Below are 21473 nucleotides of genomic sequence, written 5' to 3'. Positions count from 1 at the left end.
GCTCCTCGCATGTACGACGCTCTTCCCCGCCGGGCCCGGTTGCGCCGCTGGCTGTCGCGTGAGACGACGGGCGGGGCGCTGCTCCTCGCGGCTGCGGCCCTCGCGCTGATCTGGGCGAACTCGCCCCTGGCCGGCTCCTACACGGCATTGTCCGAGTTCACGATCGGGCCCGCTGCCCTGCACCTGGACCTCTCGCTGTCGACGTGGGCCGCGGACGGACTGCTCGCGCTGTTCTTCTTCGTCGTGGGCGTCGAGCTCAAGCACGAGTTCGTCGCAGGCAGCCTCCGCCGGCCGCGCGAGGCCGCCGTTCCGGTGCTCGCAGCGGTCGGCGGGATGCTGCTGCCCGCGGTCCTCTTCACCGTCGTGATCGTCGCGACGGGCGACACCGATGCCCTGCGCGGCTGGGCGATCCCGACCGCGACCGACATCGCCTTCGCGCTGGCCGTCCTGGCGATCTTCGGTCGTGGCCTCCCGCCGGGGCTGCGCACGTTCCTGCTCACGCTCGCCGTCGTCGACGACCTGCTCGCGATCCTGATCATCGCGATCTTCTACACCGCGACGATCCACATCGTGGCGCTCGTGGTGGCGCTCGCGGCAGCGGCCGTGTTCGCGGTCGTCGTCCGGCAGCGGTGGGCGCGGTGGTGGGTGCTGTTGCCCCTCGGACTCGTGGTGTGGGGCTTCCTCCATGCGTCCGGCGTGCACGCCACGATCGCCGGCGTCCTGCTCGGGTTCGCCGTTCCCGCGCGGCCGGTGCACGGCGAGAGCGTGGCGCGCACCGATACGTACGACGACCTCGTGCGTCCCGTCTCATCGGGTATCGCGCTGCCGGTGTTCGCGTTCTTCGCCGCCGGGGTCAGTGTCGTCGGAACGAGCGACCCGCTCGGGGTCATCGCGCAGCCGGTCGTGCTGGCCATCGTGGTCGGCCTCGTCGTCGGAAAAGCGATCGGCGTGCTCGGCACCACCGCGATCGTCACCCGCACGACGCCTCTGCGGCTGCCGGAGGGGGTGCAGGTGCGCGACCTGCTGCCGATCGGGCTGCTCTGCGGGATCGGGTTCACCGTGTCGCTGCTGATCACGGGCCTGTCCTTCGCCGACGGCGTCCACACCGACGGCGCGCGCCTGGGAGTGCTCCTGGGGACGCTGATCTCGGCTGCCGGCGCGGCACTGCTCCTCAGCCGGAGCGCGCGACGTGCGCGTGCTGCCGCGGCGGTGGGCGCTCCGCCAGCCCGCACCATCGACGGCGAGGGGCCCGCGCTCGGGTTCGACCGCGACGAGTGAGGCGCTCCCGGCACGGTGCGCGTTCCGGATCGTGGCGCGGCACGGATGGGCGGGAGAGTCAATCCCCGCGCGCGCCACGTGCGCGCAGCCTCGCTGCGTCTTAAGATGCCGAAGTGCCCGATGTTCCGACACCGACCCATTACTGGTATCCGTCGGACTCGGAAGACCCCGGGACCCCGCGCGAGCGCGGCATCGCCGTGCTCCAGGCGTTCCGGCTCTATCGGGCCGCCGAGGCCGCGATGCGCCGCCGCACGCGCGACTCGATGTCGATGGGTGAGAACGAGCTGCTCGTGCTCCGCTACCTCATCAAGGCGCACGGCGAGGGCCGCCTCGTCGGGCCGACCGAGCTCTCCCGGTACCTCGGCATCTCGACGGCGTCGACGACGGCGCTGATCGACCGTCTGCAGAAGTCCGGTCACGTCACGCGTCAGGCGCATCCCAGCGACCGGCGCAGCGTGCACGTGGTCGCCACCGAGAAGTCCGACGTCGAGGTGCGCGACACCCTCGGTCGCATGCATGAGCGCATGATCGCGGCTGTCGACGGGATGACGGCCGAGGAAGCACGCATCGTCATCGCGTGTCTCGGCCGCCTTCAGCAGGCCGTCGACGAGGTCGACGCGCATGCCCCGGATCCGACGCGCAGCGACCCCGTCTGACAAGTAGCTAGTCTCCGGAGAAAGCCCGCGAATTGACATTCGTCAAGCGGTGCGACGGGTGACACGATGGGAACATGTGTTCCCATCCGGTGACCCCGACCGAGGAGCGCTTCGCCATCGAAGGTCAGGTGGTGACGTCGTTCTCGGGGGTCGTGGCGCGCCTGTCCGCCGCGCATCCCTCCCTCGCCGTCGTCGACGTCGAGCGCGTCGTCCTGCGCGAGTGGGAGGCGTTCAGCGCCGGAAGACCGGTCGTCGTCCCGATCGGCGTCGAAGAGGGGGCGGCTGAGATGCTGGCCGTCGAGGCCTCGGCTCAGATCGACGGTTAGCCGGTCGCCCTCGTACGGTCCGTCGTTTATCGGACCGTCTGTTGCGCGTTAGGCTCATCGCGTGGGCCGATTCATCTACGACACGCTGGGGAACTCCGTCGAGATCGACGACCGGACTCTGGCGCACCTGCGCATCGTCATCATGAACAAGCTGCGCCGTTCGGAGCCGTTCATGTTCGACATCGATCTGCCCCGCGGAGGTGAGCGTCGCAGCTACTGGATCCACCCGTCCGTGCCGCTGCAGTTCCATTTCTCGGGCAGCCGCCAGCCGCGGATCAACCGGCACTGGGTCGAAGAGCTGATGCAGGTCGCGAGCGGTCCGGCCGGTCTCACGATCGTCCCCGAGCCGGCCGAGGACGGCGCGCCCGAACTCGGCTGAACGGGCACGCGCCCGCTCGGACCCGCGTCGGTCAGGCGGTGGCGTCGTTGCCTGACTTCGCTACCGCGTCGGGGTCGTCGATGTGCTCGGTGACCACCATGATGCCGCCGGACGAGTTCGCGGAGTTCGCCATCTCCTCGACCCATTCGCGGCTGAGAGTGGTCGGCTCGGGGTCGTCGAAGGCGAACCTCAGCGGGATCGAGGGGTGCAGCCAGATCGTGCTGCGTCCCGTCGGTTCGCCGTCGGGGTGACGCCATGAGAGCGTGAAGCTCTCTCCGCGCCGCAGCTTGGTGGCGATGACGACCTTGAGGTGCGCCAGCGTGCGGTCGTCGATGTGGATCGGCGATGCGCCGTCTCCGTAATAGATGGTGCCCACGAGCACCACATTAAACCGCTGCGGGACGAAGCCCAATCTCATTGTCAAGGCCTCGACGCTCCGTGGATCGCGGAGAAAAGTGGAGGTCGATGACGATGGATTCACGCCCCGACGACGAGTTCGAGCCCAAGACCGCCGGCTCGCTCGACGACGATGTGTTCGCGGATCTCCCGGCCTTCGATGTCGTCGACGGCGAACTGATGCCGCGCGCTCCGAAGCGCGGTCGGTGACAATGGCGGGATGACGGCGAAGGACGCACCCAACGGCGACGGCGGGGACGCCGGTTTCGACGCGATCGCCGCCGAGCTGCTGGCGGTGCCGCCCGCGGACTTCGTCTCGGCCCGCAATGCGCGTGCCGCGGACGCGGATGCGGATGCGGATGCGGACCTGGCCGCGAGCATCCGGGGCCTGCGTAAGCCGACGGTTGCGGCGTGGGCGGTCAATCTGCTCAGCCGCGACGCGTCGTTCCGCGAGGCGCTCGAGCTGTCTTCGGCGTTGCGGGAAGCGCAGGACGACCTCGACGCCGCGGAGCTCGCCCGGCTCGGCCGACAGCGGCGTGCGCTGGTCGCCGCGCTCGCGCGTCGGTCGGCGGACCTGGCGGCGGATGCGGGCGTTCCCCTATCGGCGGCGGCCCGCGACGAGGTGCAGCGCACGGTCAATGGGGCCATCGTCGATGCCGTGGCCGGAGCGGTGGTGGCAGCGGGGCGGCTCGTCCGCACCCTCGAGCCCGGCTCGCTCGAACCCGAGAACCTGCAGGATCGCGTTGCCGGCTCGATTCCCGGCGCCCCCGACTCGGCCGGCGCGCCCGGCGGGTCACGAGACGATCTCGCCGAACGTCGGTCGCGGCGTGAAGCCGAGAAGCGACGGCGCGAGGCGCAGCGCGAGGCGAGTGAGGCCGGCCGTGCGCTGGCGCGCGTGGAGGAGCGCCGGGCGAGCGTGCGGGAACGCGCCGACAGGCTGCACGAGCGAGCGGAGGAGCTCCGACGCGACCTCGCACGGGTGTCGGAGGATGCCGAGCGGGCCGACGCCGCCGTCGACGAACTCGACGACGCGGTGGCATCGGCGCGGCAGACGCTGGCGGCGGCGGAGCGCAAGGTGCGGTCGGTCGGCGGCGAGGGTCAATAGCATCGAGGGATGGCGGATGGGATGGCGGATGCTGCGACCGAACTCATCGCCGATGCGCGCCGTCGGCTGACCGGCGTCGCCCGCGAGCGGCTCGGTGTCCGCAGCGAAGGACGCCGTCTTCTCGGTTTCGGCCGCGCCACCCGCATCCTGCCGGTCGGGGATGCGTGGCATCTCGGCGTTCTTCTCATCGCCGACGAGAAGGTCTTCGCGACAGGTGAGCTGCTGCGAGCCCGCGCCGAGGCGATCCGCGGCTACACCGCCGAGGCACAGCGTGCCCGGTCGGAGCGTGCTGCGGCGGCGTTCCGCGGCGGCTTCGCCGAGGGTGAGCCCGTGCACCTGGACTGGTCGCCGATCGATCTCGACGTCGTCGACGCGGGCGGTGCCTCGGGGCCGCTCGCGCGCGCCGATGACGGTGTGGTGACGGTCGCGTTCGCGGCGGGGGCTCGGATGCCGCTTGCCGCCTACCTCGACGATCGGATCGCGCTGCTGCCCTGACGCGACCGGCCCGGACAGCAGTGCGGTGACGACGTCAGTCGTCCGATGCGCCGCCCGTCGCCCGCAGCCGCCGGGCCTCGGCGCGCTCCTCGGCCTCCTGCTTCGCGGTCTTCTCGATGCGGGCGGTGTCGCGGGGCGGCAGCTGGATGGTCTCCTCCGCGGGCATCCCGGCCTGCAGTTCGCGTCCGCGCTCGAGCTCGGCGTCGAACTCCGCGCCGAACAAAAGGGCGAGGTTCGTGATCCACAGCCACAACAGGAAGACGATCACGCCGGCGAACGACCCGTAGGTGCGCTCGTAGTTCGAGAAGTTCGCGACGTAGATGCCGAAGCCCGCGGTCGCAAGGGCGAGGACGACGATCGCGATGACGGCTCCCGCGCTGATCCAGCGGAAACGCGGCTGCTTCGCGTTGGGGCCGAAGTAGTAGAGCACGGCGACGAGAAGGATGACGATGAGCGCGAGCACGGGCCACTTGGCGATCTGCCAGATGAGCACGGCGGTGCTGCCGAGGCCGATCGCGTCGCCGACGGCTTCCGCCACGGGGCCGGAGACGACGAGAAGGACCAGCGCGACGACGACGAGCGCGACCGCGAGCAGCGTGACGCCGAGTTGCTGGGGCTTCAGCTTGACGAAGGGGCGCCCCTCGTCGATCTCCCAGATCCGGTTCATGGCGCGGCTGAACGCGCCGACGTAGCCGGAGGCCGACCACAGCGCGAGGACGATGCCGGAGACGAGGGCGAAGCCCGCCCCGGGGGAGGTGGCGATCTCCTCGATCGGTCCGCGCAAGGTGTCGGCGGCGCCGCCGGGGGCGACCTGGCCGACGATGTCGAGCACGGCGTCGGCTGCCTGCTGCCCCTGCCCGATGACGCCGAGGAGCGAGAACACCGCGAGAAGGCCGGGGAACGCCGACAGCACGGCGTAGTAGGTGAGCCCGGCGGCGAGGTCGGGGCACTGATCGCGGCTGAACTCGCGGACGGTTCGTTTCAGCACGTGCTTCCACGAGGGCTTTTCGACGTCGGTGATGGAGTCGGGCTTCGCGGGGTGCTCGGGGTCGAGTCCGGCGGTTCTCTGGTTGCTCATGTCTCTCCTGGGATCGTGCGCGCCGCGGGTGTCAGCGGCGGGGTCGGTCGGCGACGCGGGAAACGTGACCGTGCACCGGGCCGGCGGCGGATGCCGTCCCGGTGCACGGTTCATGCAGTGCTCGTGCTGCGACGGATGTCAGGTGCCGCTGACGTTGCCCCGGGCCTCCTGGGCGCGGTCGGTGACGGTGTCGACTCCGTCCTGCGCATCGCTCTTGACGTGGGAGACCGCCTCGGTCGCGGTGTCCTTGACGGCCGCGGCGGCATCCTGCACCGGCTCCTTCAGGTCGGAGCCGACCTGCTGGGCGACGCTCTTCGCCTCGTCGACGAGGGGCTGCGCCTGTTCCTTCACGTCGGCCGCGATCCCCTTCTCCTTCGTGGATGCCGGGATGAGCGAGGCGACGAGCAGGCCGCCGGCGAACGCCATCAGGCCGACGGCGAGGGGGTTGCCCTCCGCCTTCGCGCCCACTCTGTGCGCCGCGTCGGATACGCCACCGGCGACCGAGGAACCCGCGTCGTGGACCGATGAGCCGGCGTCGTCTGCCGCGCCCATCACGCGGTCGCGGAGTGACCCGAAAGCGCCCTTGATCTTGTCGGTCTGACGGTGGGCGATCTTCGAGGGCGTCACCTTGTCGACGAGGGCGTCGGTGTCTTGGCTCAGCTCGCGACGCTTGCGCTCGATGTCGGCGCGGATCGCTTCCGGTGAATCGGTCATCGGTTCTCCTCATTTCTCTTCAGTGCGTCGGGGATTTTGCCCAGGGTCTCGGCGGTCTGTGGGGCGCCCTGGACCTTCGCGAGCTGCTTGCGTCCGAGGGCGTACAGCACGGCCGCGATGACGCCCCAGATGACGGCGACGATGACGGCGGACCAGCCGAGCCCGACGAGGTGCCCGAGGGTCCACCAGAGTGCGATCGACAGGAAGAAGATCGCCATGAGCGCTGCGTAGCCCGCGCCGCCCAGCATCCCGGCTCCCTTGCCCGCCCGCGTTCCCGACTCCTTCAGCTCGGCCTTGGCCAGGTTGATCTCCTGGCGCATCAGCTCCGACAGGTCGCGTGTCACCTCGCCCAGCAGATCGCCGAGCGACGTGGTCGCCGCCTGCTGCTCGGAAGGCGTGGGGTTATCGGTCATCTCGGGTCTCCCCGATGCCCTCGGTGTACGGCTCGTCGGCTGTTCGGCCGAGCGAGCTGTCGTAGAGCGGGGTGGGCTCTGCGGCATCCGCCCTTGCGTCGATCGGCTCGTCGAGCGGCGCGCCGACGGGAGCGTGCGACGGCGCCGACGGCGCGGCGGGGATGCCGGTGGGCGCCGAGCCCGGCGTGCCGATGGGGTCGTCGAGTGGAGCGTTCACCGGCGCCGGGGACGGAGCCGAGGGGGCCGACGGCACACCGTCGGCAGTCGTGCCGGAGCTGGCAGCGGAGGCAGGGGCGGAGTCATGCTCCTCCCTCGCGCTCTCGGTGAGCGCGCGGGTGAGGCGACCGGCGACGACACCGGCGATCAACGCACCCGCGATGAACACCCCCGGCTTGCGCCGGGCGAAGCTCTTGACCTCGCTGACCAGCGAACCCGGGTCGCGTTGCGAGAGCCAGTCGGATGCGCCGCTCACGCGGCTCGACACCTGACGCACCAGGTCGGTGGCGATGCCGGGGTTCTCGGAGTTCTGCGCCAGGGAGTCCAGCTCGTCACCGATCGAGCGCAACCCGTCGGCGACGCGCTGCTGCTGCGACGCGGCCTGCTCGGTGAGCTGCTGCTTCGTCTGCGCATAGACCTGCTTCGCTTGCGACTTCGCCTCGGACGCGACACCCGCCACCTCGTGCTTCGCCGTCTCGACGACGTGGCCGGCCTCGGCTTTCGCGGTGCCGGCGACCTCGCCGGCCTCGTGCTTCGCCGTCTCCGCCGTTCCCGGCCCTGATCCTGCCTGTGAGCCGGACGCCGGCTCACCGTAGTTCTGCGACATCGGTTCTCCTCTCGGTACCGCTTTGCGTTCGTGGGGTGCCGATGTAACGCCTGAGTCCCGCGTCTTGCCCCGGGGCTTGACGTCGGCGACATGCTGTGGATGACTGGGTCCGCTGCGCCGGCTCGGCGCTGTCTCGGCACTGTCTCGGCGCGAACTCAGCCTGAACTCAGCGCGAACGGATGCGAGTTCGGACACCGGCCGGGCCCCGACGCCCTCGGCAATGCGCTCCGGCACCCGGCAGCGCGCTCCGGCGCCCGGCAGTGCGCTCTGGCATCCGGCAGTGCGCTCTGGCACGCGGGAGTGCGCTCCGGCACCCGGCAGTGCGCTCCGGCGCCCGGCAGTGCGCTCTGGCACGCGGGAGCGCGCTCCGAGACACGCGCGGCATCGAGGGCTGCGCCGCACGCCGTCGTCGTCTCCCGCTTACCCTGGCCCGTGACCCCGGATCAGAACGGTGGAGCCTCGGCACCGGGTGGGCCGGAGGTCGTGAAGGTGACGAGTGGTGGGGGCGCGTCTTCGCGGTAGACCCGTCCGGTGGGTGAGGTCCAGACGAGTCTCCCGCCGGTGAGTTGTCGTACGTGCCAGCGGGTGTGGTGTTTGACGTCGTGGTGTCGTTTGCAGAGATGGGCGAGGTTCCGCACGTGCGTCGCCCCGCCGTGGGAGGCGGCGATGGTGTGGTCGATCTCGGAGCGGATGGCGGGTTGTCGGCATCCGGGGAACCGGCAGCGCCGGTCACGTGCCCGCAGGAGGCGGATCATCGCGTTCGTGGGCCGGTAGGTGTCGCATTCGAGCACGGTCCCGGTGACGGGGTGGGTGAGTAGTCGGGCCCAGGAGGTGGTGTTACCGGCGAGTTCGCGTGCGGTGGCCGCGTCGATGGGGGAGCGTCCCGCGAGATCGGCTGGCCCTTCGTCGTGGCCCATCAGGGTGAGGGCGGAGACGGCGACCTGGACGTGTGCGCGGATCGCCCCGAGGGTTCCGTCGCCGTCTCCTGCGTCGGTGGGGTCGAGGGAGGGTGTTCCGGCGAGGAGGAGGTCGCTGAACACGTCTGCGCGGACCTGGTCGATGGTGCGGGCGTCGTCGACGAACGACGACCCGACGTGGATGGCTGTGTCAGCATCGGTTTCGGTGCCGTTTGCGTCGGCTCGGGCGGCGGGGATGTCGGGAGCAGCGCCGTTTGCGTCGGCTCGGGCGGCGGGGGTAGCTGGGGAGGGGGTGTTGCAAGCGGCGTCATTTGCGTCGGCTCGATTGGCCGGGATGCCGGGAGCGTCGTGATCCGACCGAGCGGTGATGATCTCTCGCGCCTGCCGAGTGAGCCGATCTACGATCCCGTCCGCGATGACGGTCGGCAGGGTCGCGATCAGGTCCGACATCCCGTCCGGCCCCGGCTGGACTCGCACGCACCGCCTCGTGACGGCTTCCTGATGTCGTTCGGTGAAGCTCCGCGGGTGCAGGCGCTCCGCCAGCATCCGCAGTGCATCCCGCACCCGATTCGGTGTCTCGCCCTCGCACTTCTCGACCGCGATCCGTTCGAACTCCTCGCGCGCTTCCGCCGGCACGATGCATCCGACCTCTTGGATCACCCGGACATGCCCGCGGACGATGCGGCCCGCCTCCCACGCGGCCATCGTCAGCGGGTAGTTGTCCACCAAGTCGCGGGCCTCGTCGATCCGGCGTTGCAGGGTGCGGTCGGTCGCAACGAACACCCCGGCCAGCTCGGCGGCGATGCCTCGCAACGCCATCTCCCGCGCCTTCACGCGCTCCGACGCGCCGAAAGCCTGCCGCTCGGCCAGCACACCGGCGGCGGCGAGCACCCGAACCTCACGAATCTGCGCCAGCCGCGCATCATCCGCCGCGCCCTCGGCATCCGCGACGAGCATCGCGAGCGCATCGACATCGCCGTCGCTGCCCATCCCGCTGCTCGCCCGCCGACCGAGCCCGCCATTCGAATACATGTTCTAATGTTGCCACAGGCCTCCGACATTGCGCCCCGACCATCCACCGCGCCCGATCCAAAGACCCGGACGGCGTGTGAGAGTCGGGTCGCCGGTGTCTGACGGGTGCGACAGGGTGGGGAGTTCTCCCCATCGACCTGGCGTGATCGGTGCCGGTAGGTTTTGGGTGTCGGCTCCGGAGGGGGGTCGGGACATCTACTTTCAGGAGGGCCGTCATGGCTGATTTCGGTGCGTCTTATGGCGAGATGGAGCAGGTTGCGAGTTCGCTGGCGCAGGCTCGTGATGACATTCAGGGTCAGCTGGACACCCTGAAGTCGCAGGTGGACACGCTGCTGGGCGACGACTTCAAGACGCAGCACGCGTCGGGCAAGTTCGGTGAGGGCTACTCGGAGCTGACGACGGGTCTGAAGAACGCGGTCGATGGCATCAACGACATGTCCGAGTCGCTGCTGGGCATGATGCGCGCGATCCAGGACCTCGACCAGCAGCTCGCGGGCAGCTGACCCGACGATGTCCGTTCGGCTGTCGTACGACGAGATCGGAGCGCTCTACACCAACCTGCTGGCGACTCAGACGGAGTTCGACAACGCTTCGGCGCGGGCGAGCGATCTCGCCGACGATATCGGTCGTCCGTACGATCGTGGAGAGCTCCGCGACGAAGCGAACACGTTCGAGAGCCAGTGGGACGATCGCCGCGGCAAGCTCAACGAAGGGCTGGAGTCGGTGATCAACCGTGCGAAGACGGTCCTCGAAGGGTTCGGGGACTTCGACCTCGAGTCGGCCGCTCAGTTGGCCGCGCAGATGCAGGAAACCGGGTAGGGCAGACAGATGGCTACGCATGAGTCACCACGCGGTCGACCGGTCGAGGACGTCGTCGGCAACGCCGGGTTGATCAGCTCCCGCGGCACTCAGGTCGTGAACCTGGGCAACGCGATGGCGGACGCGGCGGCGCTGCTCGATCGCCTCGTGGCCGACGGTGCCGACATGGAGGGCTCGGCGATCGACAAGCTGCGCGAGGCCGGCGAAGAGGTCTATCGCGAGTTGGGACGTGCTGCCGACCTGTATGTGGCGGTGGGCCCCTACATCCGCGAATACGGTACAGCGCTGGGCGATGTCCAGGGGCGGATGCAGTCGAGCGTGCCCGCGGCGGACCAGGCGTGGGCCACCCTGCAATTGCGGCGCGAGCAAGCCGTCGAGGCGGAGAACGCGCGGGTGAATCAGACGAACTCCACGCCTTCCCTCGACCCGGGCGAGTCGGACGCCGCGCAGCAGCGGGCCGACGAAGACGCCGCCGACGCGCTTGCGGCCCGCAACGCCGCATACGACCTCTGGGAGGCGGCGGGCGAGGCGTTCGATTCCGACTACGACGCGTGGGAATCGGCCTTCGAGACCGCCGTGTCGGGAATCCGCAGTGCCACGCAAGATGGCGTGCAGGACTCGTTCTGGGACAACCTCGACGGTCTCGTGTCGTTTGTCCTCGACGTTCTCGCGATCGCAGGCATGGTCCTCGCGGTGCTGGCGCTCGTCGTGGGCGGACCGATCGTCGCCATGCTCGCCCTCGCTGTCGGGGTGCTCTCGCTCGTGCTGACCATCTACCAGGCGACCCGTGGCGACGCCGGTCCGGTCGAGGTCGGCCTCGCGATCCTCGGTGTCTTCCCGTTCGGTGCCCTGGGCGAGTTCGCATCCGGTGGCATCGGGTCGGGCATGCGCGCGTGGACGGGGCTGTCACGTGGCGGCCTGTCGGTCGCCGACGACGCCGCGCGGTGGAGTCTGAGTCTGAGCAGCGGTCTCCCCGACTTCGTGTCGAACATGCGCGGACTGGGGGGCAGCGGTGCGGGCTTCCTGTCGCTCGGCGGCAACAGCTTCGAGTTCATGTCGGACCTCGTGACCGGTTTCGACAACGATATGTGGCGGGTCGTCGGCGAGCTCGGCACGATGCCGCAGCAGGCCGCCTACGCGACGGATGCGGCGGGGACCTTCGTCGGCAGCGTCGCCAACATCTTCAGCTACGGCGAGAACATCATCGACGTCGGCGCCGGCTCGTTCCTGAACCTCGCGGATCTTCGGTGGTGAGTCCAGCCGGAACGATGCCGCTCGGCTGTGGCAGGGTGATCTCATGATGTCGTTGCGCGACGAGATGCTCGGCCGCGTGGCGTCTATCCCCGCGTTCCGCATGATGGGGCCGCCGGGGTGGGAGTTGCATGAAATGGCGCCGGAGGTCGAGCAGCAGCTCGTCGCCCGCGCGCGCGAGCGACTCATGGCCGCCCACCAGCCCGTTCTGTTCGCTCGGTTGGGCCCCCTCGTCACCGAGGCGTTCTCCTCGGCCCGCGCGCAGGGGGCGCGGTTCATGATCATGCCGGGATCCGACACTCCCACCGGTCTGCTGGCACCTGTCACGATCCTCGGCTCGTTGCAGCGCTCTTCACCATCGGCTCCGCTCGATGCGCGCGTGGCCGAGGCGATCGAGCACCACGGCGCGCGACCTCTCGGCGGGAGCCGCCATTTTCTTCGGTGGGAGCACCGCAAGCGGGCACGGATCGATGGCGATGAGGCCGATACGCGGACGCTCGTCTACATCACGCCGATCCCGGGCACCGGAAGATCGAGTGCGCTTCAACTGACGGCCACGATCGTGCAGCCGGTCGAACGCGACTCGGAGACCGATGCGCGCATCGCAGACTGGGTCGACATGATCGACGCATCGGTCGCCACGTTCGCGTGGGTTCGCTCATGATCGCCATCCGCCACGTCGACGATCCGGAATTCGTCGTCGCGTTGCCCAGCGACGAGATGGATGACGCCGCACGCTGGGACTGGGCTCGCGGGGCCGTTGCCGACACCGCGAGCAGACACGGCGCCGACGCCGTGCGATCAGATCTCGCCGTCGAGTTCGCGGCGCGCGCACAGGCGAAGATCTCGGGCGAGGGGGCGGCCGGCGTGCTGCTGTACGTACCGTCGTGGCGGGTCTGGACCGCGGTGCGCGTTGCCGTCAGCGACCTCGAGCCGACACCGCAGGAGGTCGAGGCCTTCGTCCGTCCCGCCGCCCTTCTGCCTCCCCAGGTTCGCGTGACCCCCGAGCTTCCCATCGGGCGGGGAGCATCGTCGACCGTTCTGGTGAGCGCGGACCCCGCACTCGGGGCGGTGCGCTGGCTCTTCGTGCCGCCCGGTCGCGGGATTCGTGTCGACATCACCCCGGTCGCGGCTCCCGCGGTGACGGCGACGGCCGCGTTGACCGAGGTGTTCCTCTCGACTGTGCGCATCGAGGGTGTCGACGGCGCACGGTCTGCGGCGTTCGAGCCGGAAAGACTCGCTTCGCCCCCCGATCTCGAGGGGCGAAGCTGGCCGGAGTGGGCATCGTGACGACGGGTCCGGCGGCGCGGTACGCGGCCACGCGGCGCACGTGGGAGCCGATCGACTGGTGGCGTCTCGAGGCGCGTGCGTGGCAGGAAGCGCCCGCGGTGCGACGGGTCATCGCTCTGTTCGCGCCGACGACGGTCTTTCGCGAGCTCGCCGCCCAGTCCGGGCGGAACCCGGTGGTGGCGGTGCTTCTGCTGGTCTGGAACCTCGTCGGGCTCGGCGCACCCGTCGTCGGCGCCGCGATGTTGCTCGGCTGGGTGTTCGGACGAGCGGATGCAGCGGCTGTCGGCGCCGCGGGGATCGCCTTCGCGGCCGGCGCAGTCGTCGCCGGCGCCGGCCTCGTGACAAGCGGTCGTGATGCCGGTCGTGTCGACGCCGGGTCCGCGCACGCGATCGGATGGGTTCATGTGCTGGCTGCCGGTGCCGCGTCGGTCGTGTCGATACTTGCCGTGCTCCAGAGCCAGGCGACAGGTGCCTGGGGGTTGGGGTTCATCATGCTCGATCTCGTCGTGGGTGCGCTGTACTTCGCGGTCTTCCGGCGGAAGCCGACCGACGGATCGGAGCGCTGGAAGCGAACGGTGGATCAGCTGGCAGCCGCCGTGTCGGCGCTCGACGACGACACCCGCGCCCGCATCCTGGCCGACATCGGCGACGCCATCGATGAGCTCGAGACCGCCGGCCGCATCCCGGAGTCCGTGGCCGCCGAGGCCCGGCAGACACCGCCCGGTATGCTCGGCGCGCGCTTCGCCCCGCGCAAAGCCTGATCGCCAGCGCGGCATCCTGCGCGAGACCCGAACGGTGTCTGCGAGTCGGTGCTCCGATGTCCGGTCGGTTCAACCGGGTGGGGAGTTCTCCCCATCGACCTCGGGTGATCGGTGCCGATAGGTTTTGGGTGTCGGCTCCGGAGGGGGGTCGGGACATCTACTTTCAGGAGGGCCGTCATGGCTGATTTCGGTGCGTCTTATGGCGAGATGGAGCAGGTTGCGAGTTCGCTGGCGCAGGCTCGTGATGACATTCAGGGTCAGCTGGACACCCTGAAGTCGCAGGTGGACACGCTGCTGGGCGACGACTTCAAGACGCAGCACGCGTCGGGCAAGTTCGGTGAGGGCTACTCGGAGCTGACGACGGGTCTGAAGAACGCGGTCGATGGCATCAACGACATGTCCGAGTCGCTGCTGGGCATGATGCGCGCGATCCAGGACCTCGACCAGCAGCTCGCCGGCAGCTGACGCCGGTTCGACCTTCAGCGGTGCGGGTGCGGATGTGCCCGGATCCGCACCGCTGAGTGATCGGCGATAGGGGAGGTCCGAGCACGGCCGACACATTGACAACATCGTGGCCAATGGCGAGGTGCTGCAGTGATCTGGCGGAAAAAACTGGTCGGAGCGACGATGGTTGCCGCGGCGGCCATCGTCCTGACGGGATGTGAAGCGACAGTGGCGCAACCGACGGGCGACGAGCTGTACCAGGAGGCGGAGAGCCTCTACTTCGATTTCCGCGAGACGACTAACGGCGTGCTGGCCGTCATCAATGACGGGCCGTGGGAGGTGCGGACGTACGGGATGACGCCATCCGGTGTCGGGTGCGGCGACGGCTGGAAGTTCGACCTGACGCGCACGACCACGATCGACCCGGCAGGGGTCTCCGGCAAGCGCGAGGCCGTCGCGCAGCACCTGGTGTCCGAAGGCTTCGAGATCGACGGCATCGATCTCGATTCGGGCGAGGTCGCGTCTACGGACGTGATCGTCCGCGAGCAGGGCGTCTACTCCCTGCTGACGGTGACGCTGGTCGACAACGGGAACGTCGTCGTCACCGCCACGTCGCCGTGCAAGCCCGGCGACAAGTTCGAGCTCAGCCGGATGCTGTTCGGCAAGGGCCCCCTGTCTGAGGGGTATCTCCCCGACCGGGAATCTCCCTCCGACCCCTTGTTCTTCGGCACCGACCGCGGCGAGCGCTGACCCCCAGCGGGACGTTCCACTCGCCAGGGTCTGCGGATCCGAAGCCCCGTGCATCCGCATCTTGTGGGCGAGTCGACCGGATGTGCGCACTTGTCAAGGGCACCGGGTCGTGTGATTCCGGCTGAGTAGTGTGAGCCTCACGAACAGGGGAGAACACATGCAGGCATGGCCGGGTTCCGCGTATCCGCTCGGAGCGACGTACGACGGTAACGGAACGAACTTCGCTCTCTTCAGCGAAGGAGCCGACAAGGTGGAGCTGTGCCTCTTCGATGAGGACGGCACCGAGACGTGCGTCGAGCTGCGTGACGTCGACGCCTTCGTCTGGCACGCCTATCTGCCCAACGTGCAGCCGGGTCAGCGCTACGGATATCGCGTGCATGGTCCGAACGACCCGGCCGACGGCAAGCGGTTCAACCCGAGCAAGCTGCTGCTCGACCCGTACGCCAAGGCCGTCGAGGGTCAGATCGATTGGGGGCAGCCGGTCTTCGGCTACAACTTCGGCGAGCCCGACTCGTTCAACGACGAGGACTCGGCCGCGCACATGATGAAGGGTGTCGTCGTCAACCCGTTCTTCGACTGGGCGGGCGACCGTCAGCCGAAGATCCCGTACGCCGAGAGCGTGATCTACGAGGCGCACGTCAAGGGCCTGACCCAGCTGCATCCCGACATCCCCGAGGACATCCGCGGAACGTACGCCGGGCTCGCGCACCCTGCCGTCATCGAGCACCTCAAGAAGATCGGAATCACGGCGATCGAGCTGATGCCGGTGCACCAGTTCGTCAACGACTCCACGCTGCAGGAGAAGGGGCTGTCGAACTACTGGGGCTACAACACCATCGCGTTCTTCGCGCCCCAGAACACCTACTCGGCCACGGGTGACCATGGTCAGCAGGTGCAGGAGTTCAAGGCGATGGTCAAGGCGCTGCATGCGGCCGGTATCGAGGTCATCCTCGACGTCGTCTACAACCACACCGCCGAGGGCAACCACATGGGGCCGACCCTGTCGATGCGCGGCATCGACAACGAGGCCTACTACCGCCTGGAAGACGACGACAAGCGTTACTACACCGACTACACCGGCACCGGCAACAGCCTGAACGTCGGCAACCCGCACGCGCTGCAGCTGATCATGGACTCGCTGCGCTACTGGGTGACCGAGATGCATGTCGACGGCTTCCGCTTCGACCTCGCCGCGACCCTCGCGCGAGAGTTCTATGACGTCGACCGGCTGTCGGCCTTCTTCGAGCTCGTGCAGCAGGATCCGATCGTGTCGCAGGTCAAGCTCATCGCCGAGCCGTGGGACATCGGTCCCGGCGGCTACCAGGTCGGCAACTTCCCGCCGCAGTGGACGGAGTGGAACGGCAAGTACCGCGACACGGTCCGCGACTTCTGGCGGGGCGAGGCCTCGACGCTCGGCGAGTTCGCCTCGCGTCTCACCGGCTCGGCCGACCTCTACGAGCACGACGGCCGCTGGCCCGTGGCATCCATCAACTTCGTCACGGCACACGACGGCTTCACCCTGCGCGACCTCGTGTCGTACAACGAGAAGCACAACGACGCCAACGGCGAGGACGGCAACGACGGCGAGTCGCACAACCGCTCCTACAACATGGGCGTCGAAGGACCCACCGACGACCCGCACGTCCTGACGATGCGTGCCCGCCAGCAGCGCAACTTCCTCGCGACGCTGCTCCTCAGCCAGGGCGTGCCGATGATCTGCCACGGTGATGAGCTCGGTCGCACGCAGCAGGGCAACAACAACGGTTACGCGCAGGACAACGAGCTGACGTGGATCCATTGGGATCAGGTCGACCAGCCGCTCATCGAGTTCACCGCAGCCCTCGCGCGTCTGCGCCGGCTGCACCCGACGTTCCGGCGCAGCCGGTTCTTCGACGGGCGTCCGGTGCGGCGCGAAGAGGGCGCTCCGGTGCCCGACATCATGTGGCTGCGACCCGACGGCACCGCGATGCAGCCCGAGGACTGGGACTCCGGGTTCGGGCGCGCGGTCGGCGTCTTCCTCAACGGCGACGGCATCCGCGAGCGCGATCGTCGTGGCGAGGACATCTCCGACGACCACTTCTTCGTGCTGTTCAACGCCGGCGACGACGAAGTGGAGTTCACCGTCCCCTCCGACCAGTACGCCGACCGGTGGGAAGTGCTGATCGACACGAGCGGCGAACTCGTGGGGACCGACCCGCTCGCGGGCGGCAACGCGCTGCAGGTGCGTGCCAAGTCGCTCGTCGTGCTCGGCGAGTACGTCGAGCCCGAGGCCGAGGCCGATCACTCGGTCGCCGCGTCACTCGCGGCCTACACGACGCCGATCGACATCATCCCCGCCGAGGCGCCGACCCCGGAGCTGCCCGGCCGATGACCGCCCCGATCTCGACATACCGGCTGCAGATCCGACCGGCGTTCGACCTCGGAGCCACGGCGGGCATCACCGACTACCTTCGCGACCTCGGCGTCGACTGGGCCTACCTCTCGCCGTTGCTCGCAGCGGCAGAGGGGTCGGACCACGGGTACGACGTCGTCGACCCGACGACGGTCGATCCGCGCCGCGGCGGCCCCGAGGGGCTGGCGCGCTTCTCGGCGGCTGCTCGGGATGCCGGACTCGGCGTGCTCGTCGACATCGTGCCGAACCATCAGGGTGTCGCGGTGCCCGCCGAGAACCCGTGGTGGTGGGACGTCCTCCGGCACGGCCGGGGGTCGGCGCACGCCGACGCGTTCGACATCGACTGGGAGCACGGCGGGGGCAAGGTCGGTCTGCCGATCCTCGGCTCCACGCTCCGCGAGGCCGTCGCCGCGGGCGAGATCGAGGTCGCGCCGGTCACGGCCGATGAGGCGCACGGCGCCCAGGGCGTCGCCCGCTACTACGACCACGTGCTGCCGCTGGCAGACGGCACCGCCCCCGCGGCGGCGACGACCGACCCCGCGACGGTGGATGCCGTCCTGGCGGCCCAGCACTGGCGCGCCGCGTTCTGGCGCGATGACGCGAGCGAGCTGAACTACCGGCGCTTCTTCGCCGTGAACACGCTCGCGGGTGTGCGGGTCGAATTGCCTGAGGTCTTCGAGGCGAGCCACGCCGAGATCCTCCGCTGGCTGCGCGAGGGTCTGGCCGACGGCCTGCGCATCGACCACCCCGACGGTCTCGCCGACCCGGGCGGATATCTCGAGCAGCTCGCCGAGGCCACCGGCGGCGCGTACGTCGTCGTCGAGAAGATCCTCGAGCACGCTGCGACCGATCATCCTGAGCAGCTTCCGGCGTGGTGGGCGACAGCCGGCACGACCGGCTACGACGCGATGGCCGAGATCGACCGCGTGCTCATCGACCCCGCCGGGGAGAGCCGGCTCGACGATCTCGACGCGTCACTGCGCTCGGCGGATGCTCCGGCGTCGTACGACGAGATCGTTCGCGAGGCCAAGCGTGCGGTCGCCGACACGTTGCAGGCCGCCGAGGTGGGCCGGCTCGTCCGCTGCCTGCCCGACGACCTGCGGAACGAGCTCGGAGCGGATGTCGCCCGCGACGCGTTCGCCGAGCTCCTGACGAGCTTCTCGGTGTATCGCGTGTACCCGCCGGTCGGCGACGAGCTCGTCGCGGAGGCGGTGGCCGCGGCATCCGCATCCCGTCCCGATCTCGCCGACGCCATCGCGGTCCTCGCCCCGCTGGTGACCGCCGGCGACACCGAGCTGAGCCGCCGGTTCGGGCAGACCACCGGCCCGGTCATGGCCAAGGGCGTCGAAGACAGCGCGTTCTACCGCTACCCCCGTCTCGGCACGCTCACCGAGGTGGGCGGCGATCCGGGCGTCTTCGCGCTCGACGTCGCCGGCTTCCACCGCGCGCAGGCGCAGCGGCAGGCGATGTGGCCGCAGGCCCTGACGGCGCTGAGCACACACGACACCAAGCGCAGCGAGGACGTCCGGGCCCGGCTGTCGGTCATCGCCGAGGTGCCCGACCGCTGGCGCGACGCGCTCGGACGTCTGCGGGCGATCGCGTCCACCGGCGACGGGCGCCTGGACGACCTGCTCTGGCAGGCGATCGTGGGCGCCTGGCCCGCATCGCCCGACCGGCTGCGCGACTACGCGGAGAAGGCGTCGCGCGAGGGCGGCATCGTCACGACCTGGACCGACCCCGACGAGGATGCCGAGGCGCGCACCGCCTCGCTCGTCGACGCCGCGACCTCGGGCGAGGCCCGCGCGGTCGTCGAAGAAGTCGTCGGCGAGCTGACCATGCCCGGCCGATCGAACTCGCTCGCCGCCAAGCTGCTGCAGCTGACCGCGCCGGGGGTGCCGGACGTCTATCAAGGCACCGAGCTGTGGGACCTGTCTCTGGTCGACCCCGACAACCGTCGCGACGTCGACTTCACCGAGCGCCGCGCGCTGCTGGCGAAGCTCGACGGTGGATGGCATCCCGAGATCGACGACTCGGGAGCGGTGAAGCTGCTCGTCGTCTCGCGCGCGCTGCGTCTGCGCCGCGATCGCCCCGAGCTGTTCACGCGCTACGCGCCGCTGCCCGTCGTCGGCCCCGCCGCCGATCACGCCGTCGCATTCGACCGCGGCGGCGCCGTCAGCGTCGCCACACGCCTGCCCGTGGGCCTCGCCGCGCGCGGAGGGTGGGGCGACACGGTCGTGATGGTTCCGCCCGGGCGTCACGTCGACCAGCTGACCGGCCGTGCATGGGACGGCGGCGCCGTGCGGCTGGCCGATCTTCTCGACACCTATCCCGTCGCGCTCCTCGCCGCGGAGCATCCGACCGCCCAGCATCCGACCGCCGACCGTCATTCCGCCGAAGGGGAGAACGCATGATCGAGGTGTGGGCCCCGCGCCCCGACCGGGTGAGGCTCCGACGACCGGATGCCGCGGACGTCGAGCTCTCGCGCTCGGTCGACGGCTGGTGGTCGGCCGACGTCGAGCTCGCGCCGGGCGACCGCTACGGCTTCGTGCTCGGCGACGGTGACGACGCGCGCCCCGACCCGCGCTCGCGGCGGCAGCCCGACGGTGTGCACGGCCTCTCCGCGGTCGACGATCCGTCGTCGTTCGCGTGGACGGACCACGGCTGGACCGGTCGGCCGCTCGCCGGCGGCATCATCTACGAGCTGCACATCGGCACCTTCACCAGCTCCGGCACGCTCGACGCCGCCATCGGCCGGCTCGACCATCTCGTCGAGCTCGGTGTGACCCACGTCGAGCTGCTGCCGGTCAACGCGTTCAACGGCACCCACAACTGGGGCTACGACGGGGTGCTCTGGTACGCGGTGCAGGAGAGCTACGGCGGGCCGGAGGCCTACCGCCGGTTCGTCGACGCCGCGCACGCGGCCGGGCTCGCCGTCATCCAGGATGTCGTCTACAATCACCTCGGTCCCTCCGGCAACTACCTGCCCGAGTACGGCCCGTACCTGCGCGACGGCCGTCGCAACACGTGGGGCGACAGCGTCAACCTCGATGAGGATGCCGTTCGCGAGTACATCATCGGCAACGCCGAGATGTGGCTGCGCGACTTCCACGTCGACGGACTGCGGCTCGACGCCGTGCACGCCCTGCACGACGACGACAGCCCGCTGCACATCCTCGGCGAGATCTCCGACCGGGTCGACGCGCTCAGCACTCACCTCGGGCGCCCCCTGACGCTCATCGCAGAGAGCGACATGAACGATCCCGTCATGATCCTGCCGCGCGAGGCGGGCGGCCACGGGATGACGGCGCAGTGGTCGGACGACTGGCACCACTCCGTGCACGTCGCGCTCACGGGCGAGACGGTCGGCTACTACGCCGACTTCGACGCGCTCGACGCCCTGCCGAAGACCTGGAACGCGGGCTTCTTCCACGACGGCACCTACTCTTCGTTCCGGGGCCGCGATCACGGTCGTCCGCTGCCGCCGGAATCGCCGTCGTGGCGGCTCGTGACGTTCGCGCAGGATCACGACCAGATCGGCAACCGCGCCGCGGGCGACCGGCTCTCGGCGACGCTGGATGCCGATCGGCTCGCGGTCGCCGCCGTCCTCACGCTCACGGCGCCGGGCACTCCGATGCTGTTCATGGGCGAGGAGTGGGGAGCGTCCACGCCGTGGCAGTTCTTCACATCGCACCCCGAGCCCGAACTCGCCGAAGCGACCGCGGCCGGCCGCAAGCAGGAATTCGCCGAGATGGGCTGGGACGAAGACCTCGTGCCCGATCCCAACGACCCGGCCACCTTCCTGCGGTCGAAACTCGACTGGACCGAGGCGCACGAGGGCGATCACGCGCGCCTGCTGTCTCTGTACCGCGAGTTGGGCCGGCTGCGTCGTTCGGTCCCCGACCTGACCGATCCCCGCTTCACCGCGCGCGGTGCCGGGGCGTCGGAGGGTGAGGGCGGCCGGCTCTACGACCTGCAGCGCGGCCGCGCACGCGTGCTGGCGAACCTCTCGCGCGAGCCGTGGCGGGTCGAGCTGCGCGGTGATACGGTCTGGCTCGAGACGCGGCCGGGTCGGATCGTCGACGAGATGCTCGTCGTGGAGCCGAACTCCGCCGCCATCGTGGGGCCGGATCTGTCAAGCGGATGACCGAGGGCGG

The 21473-nt window shown here is 69.8% G+C and carries 24 protein-coding genes; 18 read left to right on the top strand and 6 right to left on the bottom strand.

Features of this window, described 5'->3' with window-relative positions; genetic code table 11:
* Nucleotides 1-9 precede the first annotated feature (9 nt).
* From nhaA to QUC20_RS14420, 4 genes are all read left to right on the top strand, one after another.
* A complete protein-coding gene (nhaA, locus tag QUC20_RS14435) occupies nt 10-1278 on the top strand; it encodes a Na+/H+ antiporter NhaA (RefSeq protein ID WP_289330314.1) in 1269 nt (422 codons plus the stop codon).
* A 113-nt stretch (nt 1279-1391) separates the two neighbouring features.
* On the top strand, nt 1392-1934 hold the full coding sequence (locus QUC20_RS14430; RefSeq protein ID WP_289330313.1) for a MarR family winged helix-turn-helix transcriptional regulator: 543 nt from the start codon (nt 1392-1394) through the stop codon (nt 1932-1934).
* Between the two features lie 89 nt (nt 1935-2023).
* On the top strand, nt 2024-2260 hold the full coding sequence (locus QUC20_RS14425) for a hypothetical protein (RefSeq protein WP_120264169.1): 237 nt from the start codon (nt 2024-2026) through the stop codon (nt 2258-2260).
* Nucleotides 2261-2321: 61 nt separating this feature from the next.
* Complete coding sequence (locus QUC20_RS14420) at nt 2322-2639, top strand: DUF7882 family protein (RefSeq protein WP_120264170.1); 318 nt, start codon at nt 2322-2324, stop codon at nt 2637-2639.
* A 31-nt stretch (nt 2640-2670) separates the two neighbouring features.
* Here the strand turns inward: QUC20_RS14420 and QUC20_RS14415 are convergent, their stop codons facing one another.
* Nucleotides 2671-3015, bottom strand: coding sequence for a DUF7882 family protein (locus QUC20_RS14415; RefSeq protein WP_120264507.1), 345 nt, complete (start codon nt 3013-3015; stop codon nt 2671-2673).
* 89 nt (nt 3016-3104) lie between these two features.
* Between QUC20_RS14415 and QUC20_RS14410 the strand changes: the two genes are divergently transcribed.
* The 3 genes from QUC20_RS14410 to QUC20_RS14400 are packed head-to-tail and all read left to right on the top strand — an operon-like array spanning nt 3105 to nt 4635.
* Complete coding sequence (locus QUC20_RS14410) at nt 3105-3245, top strand: hypothetical protein (protein WP_289330312.1); 141 nt, start codon at nt 3105-3107, stop codon at nt 3243-3245.
* A gap of 10 nt (nt 3246-3255) precedes the next feature.
* Nucleotides 3256-4140 carry a transposase gene (locus tag QUC20_RS14405; protein ID WP_120264171.1) on the top strand — a complete coding sequence of 295 codons (885 nt, stop codon included), beginning with the start codon at nt 3256-3258 and terminating at the stop codon, nt 4138-4140.
* Between the two features lie 9 nt (nt 4141-4149).
* Entirely contained in the window at nt 4150-4635 is a 486-nt protein-coding gene (locus QUC20_RS14400; protein WP_289330311.1) for a glutaminase, read from the top strand.
* Between the two features lie 34 nt (nt 4636-4669).
* Here the strand turns inward: QUC20_RS14400 and QUC20_RS14395 are convergent, their stop codons facing one another.
* The 5 genes from QUC20_RS14395 to QUC20_RS14375 form a co-directional block, all read right to left on the bottom strand.
* On the bottom strand, nt 4670-5713 hold the full coding sequence (locus QUC20_RS14395; RefSeq protein WP_289330310.1) for a YihY/virulence factor BrkB family protein: 1044 nt from the start codon (nt 5711-5713) through the stop codon (nt 4670-4672).
* 138 nt (nt 5714-5851) lie between these two features.
* The gene (locus QUC20_RS14390; RefSeq protein WP_120264174.1) at nt 5852-6427 is read right to left on the bottom strand and encodes a DUF3618 domain-containing protein; all 576 of its coding nucleotides are present in this window, start codon (nt 6425-6427) and stop codon (nt 5852-5854) included.
* On the bottom strand, nt 6424-6840 hold the full coding sequence (locus tag QUC20_RS14385; RefSeq protein WP_289330309.1) for a phage holin family protein: 417 nt from the start codon (nt 6838-6840) through the stop codon (nt 6424-6426). Before QUC20_RS14385 ends, QUC20_RS14390 begins: the two co-directional genes overlap by 4 nt.
* A complete protein-coding gene (locus QUC20_RS14380; RefSeq protein ID WP_289330308.1) occupies nt 6830-7663 on the bottom strand; it encodes a F0F1 ATP synthase subunit B family protein in 834 nt (277 codons plus the stop codon). The genes QUC20_RS14385 and QUC20_RS14380 overlap by 11 nt, the downstream gene beginning before the upstream one ends.
* Nucleotides 7664-8106: 443 nt before the next feature.
* Nucleotides 8107-9612 carry an HNH endonuclease signature motif containing protein gene (locus QUC20_RS14375; protein WP_289330307.1) on the bottom strand — a complete coding sequence of 502 codons (1506 nt, stop codon included), beginning with the start codon at nt 9610-9612 and terminating at the stop codon, nt 8107-8109.
* A gap of 215 nt (nt 9613-9827) precedes the next feature.
* On the opposite strand from QUC20_RS14375, the gene QUC20_RS14370 reads away from it, so the two are divergent.
* From QUC20_RS14370 to treZ, 11 genes are all read left to right on the top strand, one after another.
* Nucleotides 9828-10115, top strand: a complete 288-nt coding sequence (locus QUC20_RS14370; RefSeq protein WP_112617469.1) for a WXG100 family type VII secretion target — start codon at nt 9828-9830, stop codon at nt 10113-10115.
* A gap of 7 nt (nt 10116-10122) precedes the next feature.
* The gene (locus QUC20_RS14365) at nt 10123-10431 is read left to right on the top strand and encodes a flagellar protein FlgN (protein WP_120264178.1); all 309 of its coding nucleotides are present in this window, start codon (nt 10123-10125) and stop codon (nt 10429-10431) included.
* Between the two features lie 9 nt (nt 10432-10440).
* Nucleotides 10441-11685, top strand: coding sequence for a hypothetical protein (locus QUC20_RS14360; RefSeq protein ID WP_289330306.1), 1245 nt, complete (start codon nt 10441-10443; stop codon nt 11683-11685).
* Between the two features lie 43 nt (nt 11686-11728).
* Nucleotides 11729-12346 (top strand): hypothetical protein, encoded by a 618-nt coding sequence (locus QUC20_RS14355; protein ID WP_120264180.1) that lies wholly within the window; start codon nt 11729-11731, stop codon nt 12344-12346.
* Nucleotides 12343-12972, top strand: coding sequence for a hypothetical protein (locus tag QUC20_RS14350; protein ID WP_289330305.1), 630 nt, complete (start codon nt 12343-12345; stop codon nt 12970-12972). Before QUC20_RS14355 ends, QUC20_RS14350 begins: the two co-directional genes overlap by 4 nt.
* On the top strand, nt 12969-13733 hold the full coding sequence (locus tag QUC20_RS14345) for a hypothetical protein (protein WP_289330304.1): 765 nt from the start codon (nt 12969-12971) through the stop codon (nt 13731-13733). Before QUC20_RS14350 ends, QUC20_RS14345 begins: the two co-directional genes overlap by 4 nt.
* Before the next feature lie 177 nt (nt 13734-13910).
* The gene (locus tag QUC20_RS14340; RefSeq protein WP_112617469.1) at nt 13911-14198 is read left to right on the top strand and encodes a WXG100 family type VII secretion target; all 288 of its coding nucleotides are present in this window, start codon (nt 13911-13913) and stop codon (nt 14196-14198) included.
* 162 nt (nt 14199-14360) lie between these two features.
* Complete coding sequence (locus tag QUC20_RS14335; RefSeq protein ID WP_289330303.1) at nt 14361-14927, top strand: hypothetical protein; 567 nt, start codon at nt 14361-14363, stop codon at nt 14925-14927.
* A 157-nt stretch (nt 14928-15084) separates the two neighbouring features.
* On the top strand, nt 15085-17298 hold the full coding sequence (gene glgX / locus QUC20_RS14330; protein WP_120264184.1) for a glycogen debranching protein GlgX: 2214 nt from the start codon (nt 15085-15087) through the stop codon (nt 17296-17298).
* A complete protein-coding gene (gene treY / locus QUC20_RS14325) occupies nt 17295-19730 on the top strand; it encodes a malto-oligosyltrehalose synthase (protein WP_289330302.1) in 2436 nt (811 codons plus the stop codon). The genes glgX and treY overlap by 4 nt, the downstream gene beginning before the upstream one ends.
* Complete coding sequence (gene treZ, locus QUC20_RS14320) at nt 19727-21463, top strand: malto-oligosyltrehalose trehalohydrolase (RefSeq protein ID WP_289330301.1); 1737 nt, start codon at nt 19727-19729, stop codon at nt 21461-21463. The genes treY and treZ overlap by 4 nt, the downstream gene beginning before the upstream one ends.
* Nucleotides 21464-21473 lie beyond the last annotated feature (10 nt).

Source organism: Microbacterium arborescens (assembly GCF_030369635.1).
Lineage (GTDB): Bacteria > Actinomycetota > Actinomycetes > Actinomycetales > Microbacteriaceae > Microbacterium.
Note: the sequence above shows the minus strand (reverse complement) of the source record. Positions and strands in the feature narration are given on the sequence as shown.

Coding starts and splice junctions, on each gene's coding strand:
- treY (WP_289330302.1), top strand. CDS start 17,295: ATGACCGCCCCGATCTCGACATACCGGCTGCAGATCCGACCGGCGTTC.
- treZ (WP_289330301.1), top strand. CDS start 19,727: ATGATCGAGGTGTGGGCCCCGCGCCCCGACCGGGTGAGGCTCCGACGA.
- glgX (WP_120264184.1), top strand. CDS start 15,085: ATGCAGGCATGGCCGGGTTCCGCGTATCCGCTCGGAGCGACGTACGAC.
- QUC20_RS14375 (WP_289330307.1), bottom strand. CDS start 9,612: ATGTATTCGAATGGCGGGCTCGGTCGGCGGGCGAGCAGCGGGATGGGC.
- QUC20_RS14370 (WP_112617469.1), top strand. CDS start 9,828: ATGGCTGATTTCGGTGCGTCTTATGGCGAGATGGAGCAGGTTGCGAGT.
- QUC20_RS14405 (WP_120264171.1), top strand. CDS start 3,256: ATGACGGCGAAGGACGCACCCAACGGCGACGGCGGGGACGCCGGTTTC.
- QUC20_RS14340 (WP_112617469.1), top strand. CDS start 13,911: ATGGCTGATTTCGGTGCGTCTTATGGCGAGATGGAGCAGGTTGCGAGT.
- nhaA (WP_289330314.1), top strand. CDS start 10: ATGTACGACGCTCTTCCCCGCCGGGCCCGGTTGCGCCGCTGGCTGTCG.
- QUC20_RS14385 (WP_289330309.1), bottom strand. CDS start 6,840: ATGACCGATAACCCCACGCCTTCCGAGCAGCAGGCGGCGACCACGTCG.
- QUC20_RS14355 (WP_120264180.1), top strand. CDS start 11,729: ATGATGTCGTTGCGCGACGAGATGCTCGGCCGCGTGGCGTCTATCCCC.
- QUC20_RS14365 (WP_120264178.1), top strand. CDS start 10,123: ATGTCCGTTCGGCTGTCGTACGACGAGATCGGAGCGCTCTACACCAAC.
- QUC20_RS14380 (WP_289330308.1), bottom strand. CDS start 7,663: ATGTCGCAGAACTACGGTGAGCCGGCGTCCGGCTCACAGGCAGGATCA.
- QUC20_RS14360 (WP_289330306.1), top strand. CDS start 10,441: ATGGCTACGCATGAGTCACCACGCGGTCGACCGGTCGAGGACGTCGTC.
- QUC20_RS14390 (WP_120264174.1), bottom strand. CDS start 6,427: ATGACCGATTCACCGGAAGCGATCCGCGCCGACATCGAGCGCAAGCGT.
- QUC20_RS14410 (WP_289330312.1), top strand. CDS start 3,105: ATGACGATGGATTCACGCCCCGACGACGAGTTCGAGCCCAAGACCGCC.
- QUC20_RS14350 (WP_289330305.1), top strand. CDS start 12,343: ATGATCGCCATCCGCCACGTCGACGATCCGGAATTCGTCGTCGCGTTG.
- QUC20_RS14395 (WP_289330310.1), bottom strand. CDS start 5,713: ATGAGCAACCAGAGAACCGCCGGACTCGACCCCGAGCACCCCGCGAAG.
- QUC20_RS14400 (WP_289330311.1), top strand. CDS start 4,150: ATGGCGGATGGGATGGCGGATGCTGCGACCGAACTCATCGCCGATGCG.
- QUC20_RS14335 (WP_289330303.1), top strand. CDS start 14,361: ATGGTTGCCGCGGCGGCCATCGTCCTGACGGGATGTGAAGCGACAGTG.